Source organism: Cupriavidus sp. HMR-1, from assembly GCF_000319775.1.
Lineage (GTDB): Bacteria > Pseudomonadota > Gammaproteobacteria > Burkholderiales > Burkholderiaceae > Cupriavidus > Cupriavidus metallidurans.
Genome location: NZ_ANKP01000225.1, coordinates 40,586 through 48,408 on the forward strand (window position 1 = coordinate 40,586; position 7,823 = coordinate 48,408).

General features: G+C 59.9%; 7 protein-coding genes and 1 pseudogene. 7 read left to right on the forward strand and 1 reads right to left on the reverse strand.

The genetic code is table 11. The annotated features are described in order from the left end of the window. Positions 1-53: 53 nt before the first annotated feature. The 6 genes from D769_RS21715 (at position 54) to D769_RS21735 (ending at position 6,193) form a co-directional block, all read left to right on the forward strand. A complete protein-coding gene (locus D769_RS21715) occupies positions 54-1,244 on the forward strand; it encodes an AAA family ATPase (RefSeq protein WP_008649475.1) in 1,191 nt (396 codons plus the stop codon). Next, positions 1,241-2,239, forward strand: coding sequence for a ParB N-terminal domain-containing protein (locus tag D769_RS21720; protein WP_008649477.1), 999 nt, complete (start codon positions 1,241-1,243; stop codon positions 2,237-2,239). The genes D769_RS21715 and D769_RS21720 overlap by 4 nt, the downstream gene beginning before the upstream one ends. Before the next feature lie 238 nt (positions 2,240-2,477). Beyond that, a complete protein-coding gene (locus D769_RS21725) occupies positions 2,478-3,656 on the forward strand; it encodes a helix-turn-helix domain-containing protein (RefSeq protein WP_008649479.1) in 1,179 nt (392 codons plus the stop codon). Positions 3,657-3,770: 114 nt separating this feature from the next. Beyond that, entirely contained in the window at positions 3,771-3,962 is a 192-nt protein-coding gene (locus D769_RS31375; RefSeq protein WP_080710358.1) for a hypothetical protein, read from the forward strand. Positions 3,963-4,829: 867 nt separating this feature from the next. Then, positions 4,830-5,537: a hypothetical protein gene (locus D769_RS30735; RefSeq protein ID WP_008649482.1), complete on the forward strand. Its 708-nt coding sequence runs from the start codon at positions 4,830-4,832 to the stop codon at positions 5,535-5,537. After that, complete coding sequence (locus D769_RS21735; RefSeq protein WP_008649485.1) at positions 5,537-6,193, forward strand: RES family NAD+ phosphorylase; 657 nt, start codon at positions 5,537-5,539, stop codon at positions 6,191-6,193. Before D769_RS30735 ends, D769_RS21735 begins: the two co-directional genes overlap by 1 nt. Before the next feature lie 30 nt (positions 6,194-6,223). Here the strand turns inward: D769_RS21735 and D769_RS21740 are convergent, their stop codons facing one another. Further along, positions 6,224-7,420, reverse strand: coding sequence for a site-specific integrase (locus tag D769_RS21740; RefSeq protein WP_008649488.1), 1,197 nt, complete (start codon positions 7,418-7,420; stop codon positions 6,224-6,226). Positions 7,421-7,633: 213 nt separating this feature from the next. Here D769_RS21740 and D769_RS21745 point away from each other — a divergent pair. Continuing rightward, positions 7,634-7,823, forward strand: a pseudogene (locus D769_RS21745) (cell envelope biogenesis protein TolA); the annotation flags it as partial.

Here is a 7,823-nt window from a genome sequence, read left to right on the forward strand (position 1 = left end):
GTTGCACGATCCACCGGCGGTTCCGGTGAACAGCTTAAAGGTTTTTGAACCGAATGGATATCAAGCTAGCCCACCCCAGCAAGACGACGCCTGAGGATTTGAAGCAGTTGGCAAATCTCTCCGCGGTGATGCTGCAGAAAATTCGGGATGAGATGCTGGAGCCATTTCCTCGGAAGGAAGCCCCGCTGATCCCGTCTGGCCGCCTACAAGAATTGTGTGGCATCGACAAAACGCGGATGAACCGGTCCCTCAAAAAGGGGGATCTCCCTCAGGGCCAGCAATCGCGACCCGGTGCAGTGCGCTATTTCAGCCTCAGCGAGGCAATGCAATGGATCCGAGCGGAACTTAAGCCTGTCCCGCGAAGGGGACCAGGTAAAGTCATTGCAGTTGCGAACTTCAAGGGCGGTGTCACGAAGACCACTATGTCCACCCTCCTCTGCCAGGGCTTGAGTCTGCGGCGAGGTCGGAAGGTGTGCCACGTTGATCTGGATCCGCAGGGAAGCGCAACCACGCTGTATGGCATCAATCCACATGCCGAGGTGTCGTCCGAAAACACCATTATGCCGCTCATCGAGGCGTATTTGGCGGGCGAGTCCTTCGATATGCGAGGGCTTCCTCAGGAGACTTACTGGCCTAACCTGGATTTGATTCCTTCGTCTACTGAGCTTTTCAACGCGGAGTTTATGCTTCCGGCTCGGGCGACGGCAGAGGAAGGCCATATTCCGTTCGAGCGCGTGTTAAGTAACGGCCTCGATTCGTTGAAAGACGAATATGACTACATCATCCTCGACACGGCTCCTACCCTCAGCTACCTGACCATCAACGCGATTTTCGCTGCCGATGGCGTCATCGTACCGGTGGTCCCGGACACCTTGGCTTTCGCGTCTATGGTCCAGTTCTGGCAACTCTTCTCGGACCTAGTAACAGGCATGGAAGAGCAGAGCGAGGGATCTAAAAAGGAGTTCGACTTTCTCGATGTTCTCATGACACGCATGGAGAAAAAGAACGCTCCTCGCCTGGTGGCAGACTGGATTCGCGGCGTCTATGGGTCGCGCGTGCTGCCGATTGAGATCCCTGAGACGGACCTCGCCCGTAACAGCAGCATTCAATTTCGCACGGTCTATGACCTCTCCTCTAGCGAGGCGAACACCGAGACGATGCGACGCATTCGCCAACCCTGCGATGAGTTTGTCGACTATGTGGACGACAAGGTCAGCGCGCTTTGGCAAGGAATTGAAGAATGAGTTTGAGAGAAAAGCTTGCCGCAAAGGCTGGGAACATCAAGGTCACGGCGGAAGACTTGGAGAAAGCCGCTGCGCGCGGTCCGCAAGCGCCGCGAACTGCGCCCGGTCAGTTAATGCATATGCAAGGGAAGGTTGAGCGACAGGCTAACGAGATCGCGCAACTAAGAGCAGAACTTGAGTCGGCCCGCGTCAGCGGCGGCGCAGTGGATGTGCCTATCGACCAACTGCATGAGGTCCCAGGCCGCAGACGCTTCATGCCTCCCGAGAAGTATGTCGAATTGAGGGAAAACCTCAGGCACAACAAGCTCGTTCATCCTGTGATTGTATGCCCTCGGCCTGCGGGAGGCTTCGAGATTGTCTCCGGGCATCACCGGACAGACGCGTACCGCGAGCTTGGGCGCGATCACATACGCTGCGTGCTCGGCGAACTTAGTTCAGACGAGGCTGACACGGGCGCGTTCTACGCGAACCTTATGCAGTCAGATTTAACGGATTTCGAGAAGTTTCGGAAGTTCGACGAACTGCTGCTTCGCAGCCCAGACAAGACTCAAGCCGCAATAGCTGAACAGGCTGGTGTACCTGTCTCGACTCTCTCAGAGATTTTGTCGTTCCGGAACTTGCCTCCCGAGGTCCTAAGCCTTCTCGATAGCCGCCCAGACCTGCTCGGGTCGAATGCTGGCGCCGAGTTGGCAAGGGCGACCAAAGACGGTCGCGGGGATCGGGTCGTCGAAGCGGTTAAGTTGTTGGCCGAGAAGAAGATCGATCAACAGCAGGCCGTACGGATGACTAAGGCCGAGCAGGTTAAGACCAGGCCTGCCGCATCTACCGGCTTCAAAATCAAGGCGGGAAAGGCGACTTGGTGCGATGTTCGTATCGCAAAGAAAGTCATGCGCATTGAGTTCCGCAGCGAGGAAGAAGCGGAAGCGGCCCAATCGGCCATTCGCGAACATCTGGAAGGGTTAGCTAAAGCTGCGTCGGAAGACGCAAAAAGCTAAGTGCTTGTTTTTTAAGGACTTCGTACTACGAATCGAGGTTTTAAGCCATGTCTAGACTGTAATCCTACAAAAACAAAAGCCCACGGCGGCAACCGTGGGCTTTTGAGAACTTCAAGCTGACCAGTTTCCCGGCCGCTACACACCGAAGCCACTCGACATGGATTCGTTAGTCGGAGTGTAGCGGAACGCGAACCTGAGTCAAGCGACTTCAACCATTTTTTACGAATGGGAAGGTCATATGACTTTCGCGCAACGCTCCGTTGCTGGCGAGGATGTTGCTCGCCCACAAAAACACCTTAACCAGACAGACGCTCTGATTGCTCCGGCGCCCAAGCGCCTCAAACGCAAGACTATCGAAGCAGTCGAGCGCGCAACTCGAATCGTCGGGATCGGGCGTAGCGCCCGATCAGCTCTTGCCGCCCTCGCCCGCACGGCGAATAACGATGACCCCACCGGTAAGATCTTTAAGCACCGGGAAACGCTTTGTGCCGAAACCGGAATGTCGCCGGCTACTTGGTACCGTGCTCAACGAGAACTGCTCGACTTGGGCCTAATTACCGTCGACGTTCAAGTTCGGAAGCGATTTGGCCGATTCGCAGGAGCCTACATTTACCTGACGGAAAAAGCGACGGAGATGCTCGGCTTAAGCTCGCGAAAAGAAGAAGAAACCACGGGTACGGGCGAGGACGACACAGCGCAGCTCGGCGAGCCGGCCGTTCCACCACCCTCTTCTATGGCGCAACCGTCTCTCAAAACGAGAGTCCTGTTTACAGAAGATCGTGTCCCATACTCCTTTCAAAAAAGACAGCAGGATCGGCTCCCCCAGGACCTGACACGTCTGCGCGGCCTGGGTCTTGATGTAAATTTAATTTTTTGGTTGATGCGAAAGGCTAAAGAGCAAGGCCACTTTCTCTCAGATGTCGTAAGCGCGACATGGGAGAGTCTTGCGAAAGCACGCGTGCCAAAAGCGTATCTGCTTGCCCTACTCACCGCCCGCACCGATTTCAGTGCTGTCTGCAAAGCAAAGGCACTCAAAGAAGACAAAGCCCGAATCCAAGTGCAGGACCGCGATTTCGTGCGTTCGATACTCGCAGGGGCAGCGCGGCAGTGTTTCGTGGACGAAAAAGGCAACCATTTCGAAGTCGAAAGCGACGGAAGCTCAGTGCTTGTCACCGAGGTCCAAAGTGCGGTCACTTCCCGCTTGGTAGGAACTTCCCTCGCCGAATTTGCAAGGCGACTACACGCTGGTGCGTACCAGAAAGCTGAGGTCTACGCTGCTCCCCAGAGAGCAAGCGGCCGGCTCGAGAAACGGGGAAAGGAGGCGGCTTCGACGTTATCGGCGTTGCGAGCGATGCTGCGCGACCGCAGGTCAGCCAACGCGGCAAACACGACGAACAATGCTCATGCCATGGCCTAGGGTGTGTTTTGCGCTGAAAGAATCTCCGAACGAACACGGAGCCCGTCCTTCGACCAGGCCCCGCCTGAAAAGCAGTAAGCTGCATAACTTGTGACGACTTCGAATGGAAGCTTCATGCCCGACCAAGTCTTGTACGTCTACCGTTGCTCTGCCTGCGACCATCGCGGCCAGGTTCATTTTGACGATGACACCCACGATGGCGACGCCGGGCACTGCAGCACTTGCCATGCCACGGTTACGCTCGAATGGGACGGCGGCGTGACGCTCGATTTCGAACCTTCCAAACCGGGAAGCCCACGTGCCTGAGATCGATCCCACTGTCACCGTTACCCTGGAACTTGCCTACCACTAGGCATTTTCGCGGCCCGCTTCGACATTCGCGAGTGGGCCTAGATCACGACGAGGCTTCCGTGAAGATCGAAGCCATAGGGAGTCCGGCAAGCCTTGGCAGATCAAGGCTTCACGCCTTGTTGAATGCCGATCCGGGCGTTTCTGTCGCCCGGAAATCAATGCAAATTATTTAAGCGCGGCCGCATGAGACGGGCATATGTCCGATTTGACAGATTACGTAGTCGTCCTGCCCACCGTGGCGAACATGGTCATGGGCTTCTTGGGATTCCAGCTCACCAATCAGATCAAGAGGACAGACCTGCTGCTAAAACTGCGCAAAGGCCATGGAGAAGCTCGTTTCGCCCTACCGTGCGCTACGCGGCCTAGCTGATCACGGCAGTCGTTCCAAGTGAGCAGTGATAGCAGCTATCGGCAATAGGGCAGGGCAAGAGGTACGCTGGCGACAACAGGTAAAGACCGACCAAGCAAACATAGGCGAATTCGCGGCTGCTATTCGTATTGACATGCAGACGTCACCCAGCCCGCGTCCGAAGCACTCGGACCAGAATTCGTCGCAGCGCGACGGATAGGAACTGCGTTAGATGATCGAGCGATGAGGTATCGCCGAATTGGCAACGGATCACCGGACGCGCGAGCGCAATTGGTCATGACACCACGGAGCGGCCCACAGCAACGGGGCTACCGTTGCCCGAAGCGTCTCATGCCATTGCGATGAACCTTCCTCGTACGATGCGCTGCGCCGAGAGGGCGAGGGCAAACAGTATTTATATACTGAACGAAGCGCAATACGCCCACGAAAATCGGCAGGCAAGAATTGCTTTCATGAAATTCATGAACTATCATGTTCGCATGGAAACGAAAAACCGACCCGTTCCGAATCGCAGGATCACTTACAAAGCCGCTGGCTCGAGTGGCGTAGCGAGAACTACCGTCGTGCCAACGGACGCCGGGCGCAGGATATTTGCCGACAAGCTTCTAGAGCGAGTCGTGGAGCTGGCAGGGGACGAGGTGCACAGTCAAAAGATGACGGTCGCGTTCCTGGACCGGTTGATCTTGGGCGCGGCGGAAGCTTTGGGCGAAGTTGGCACGAAGCCGACCACCCAGAATGGCCCTGTCGATGCGCTTCAAGCTGCTCGGGAGCGCGGCCGCCAATACGCGTTGGAGGAGCTGCAGCAGCCGGAAAACCTATCCTTACGCGATGCGGCAGCGTACGCGGGTCGCTCCGACCGCGCGATCAACGAAGCCCGCTTGAGCGGGCAGCTGTATGCACTGGTGCCCCCAGGCAAGCAACGCGGCCTGCGCTACCCCCAATGGCAGTTTGATGCCGAGGCTAGCCGACTGGCAGCCGTGCTCGCCCCGTTTATCGCGGCCAAGGCCAGTTGCTGGGTGGTCCATCACTTCATGCAGCGCCCGCTGGAAGTTCTTGACGGTGCACGGCCGATGGACTGGGTGATGGACGCCGCGCGGCCCATCGCGCCACTCGTCGAGGTCATCAACGCCCGGTACGCCGGCGAGCAGGGAGCTGCTTGATGCCGGTGCTGACAGCGGAGGCGCTGGGTTGCCCGGTGCCTCCGCAGGATTTGGCTGCCCGCGTCATGCCGGTGAAGGAACTCGACCCGGGGGTAACTAAGTTGTGGCGGATCCATCGCGGCGTCTACGGGCCGATCCACTACAACCGCCGCTCCACGGGAGGGCAACCCTACCGCTTTGACGCACCCGACGATACGTTTGGCGTCCTGTATGCGTCCCCGAGTTTTGCGGCATGTATGGCCGAAGCGGTGGTCCGGGACCGATTTCAGGGCGAGTCGTTACCTTTGCTGCTCGACGAAGCGGAGCTGACGCTGCGCTGCGTAAGCCGACTGGGCACCGCAACGAATCGCCCGCTGCGCCTGGCCGACCTCACGCAGCCCCACTTTCACCTTGGAATGGACAACCGCATTCTGTCGACGGCAGACTACCGCGGTCCGAACCTGTGGAGCGCCGCCATCCACGCGGCTTACCCGGACATTGACGGGCTGTATTTCACGTCCCGCTTTGCCAATGAAGCTAGCGTGGCGATTTTCGATCGGGTCCGCATCGTGGCGCAAGGAGAGCCAATTCCGCTAGCGCAGTTCCCCTTGCTGCCGGCTTTTCTGGAAGCCTACGATATCGGCATCGCGCCCGCCCAAGACCCTTGGAACTCGTGAAGGGGGAGGGCACAGCGAAGTCGGCCGACCCTACACCGCCGGTAATTTGCCGCCGATGCTGCGCGCGACATCCTCCAGCGCCTCATGGGTGTAGCGTCGCGTCGTGTTGATATCGCGGTGACGCAGCGTGCGTTGCACGTCGGTTACCGGCACGCCGGCCCGCAGCAGGTGCGTGGCGTGTGAGTGGCGCAGCCAGTGCGTGGACGCTGCCCGCAGGTTTGCCGCGCCTTCGGCGTATCCAGATGCTTCTAGCCGAACAGCTGCGGCCTCGAACACCTGCCGCACGATCGTGTAGAGGCCTTGGCGCGTGCGTACCGGACGGCTAAGCCGGCGCTGAAGCGCGAGCGTGTCGGTGAGCGGGGCCAGGCGCTGCCGGCCTCCGGCCATGGCTGGGACGACGGCCATCGTGTCGGTGGCACGCGGCTCGGGCGAGAGCCCCACCAGCTGGCGAAAGCGGGCCAGTTCCGCCATGACGTTATCACAGGGCACGAGCTGGTCACTGCCGCCCTTGGCCTCGCGGATGCGCACCGTCCAGAAATCCCCATGCCTGCCGCGCTGACGCTCGAAGTCCGGCCACGTAAGCGCCGTCACCTCGGAGGCGCGCAACCCGGTGTGGAACAGCAGGGCGAGCAGCAGGCGGTCACGTGCCTTGTGCAGTTGCGCCCATAGCGTGGGCGCCGGTCGCGCCTCGACGGCGTCGAACACGGCCGCTAGCTGCTCGGCCTCTAGGAAGCGGCGCTGCGAGCCTGGCCCGCGCGCCGACCGAGCGCGCGGCACCGCCTGGAACGGATTCACGCGCAGCGCCTCCACCCCGACCAGCCACTCGAACAGGCCCCCCACGATGGTGGCAGTCTGACGCCGCGACGCCTCAGAGAGCGGGCCGCGCAAGGGCCGCCAAGCCGGGCTGTCCTGCCGCACACGGCCGTCCCCGACCGCGTGCGCTGGCGGATCGGCTAAGAAGGCAAGGTAACCATTAGCGTCCGCTACCTGCCAGCTGGCCAGCGGCCGGCCGAGCGCGTGGGCGTACCACAGCAGGCGGTGCGCCTCGAGTGCGTACTGGGCGCGGGTGCTGGCGCGAATGCCGAGGCCCGCCGCGTACTTGGTGTCGAGCCAGGTGCGCACCAACTGGGCATCGCTTTGGCCGGCTGGCAGTACGGGGCTGGCCAGGGCGTTAGGTAGTGCGTCGCGGTGGTCCAGCGAGGGGAGCGTAGGCAGGAGATCTTCCATCAGGCGGCAACGGCGGCGAAATCGGCGGGCAAAAGCGGCGGCAGGTGCCCGCCAGCCAAGGCGGGAGGCGGCTTCGCCTCACGGCAGGTGCAGTATAGCCTTTGTGGGCATCCATTTGTCATTATTAGGATAATGGTAAATCGTACTGATAAAAGATACTGATAATCGTATCAAAAAAGGGTAGACTATCAGCGTTACTTTGATAGTTCACCGATGCCCCGCACGCCCACCGCCTTTGCCGACGCCGAACTGCTCGCCATCACCCGCGCGCTGCAGGCGCTCGACGTCGCCCACGCCGACAACCGCACCTTCCTGCGCCGCGCCTTCGACGCGATCGATCGGATCACCGGGCGCACGTTCGGGGCGTCGGTCTATCGGCGCCTGCTGGCCGCCGCGGGCGTCG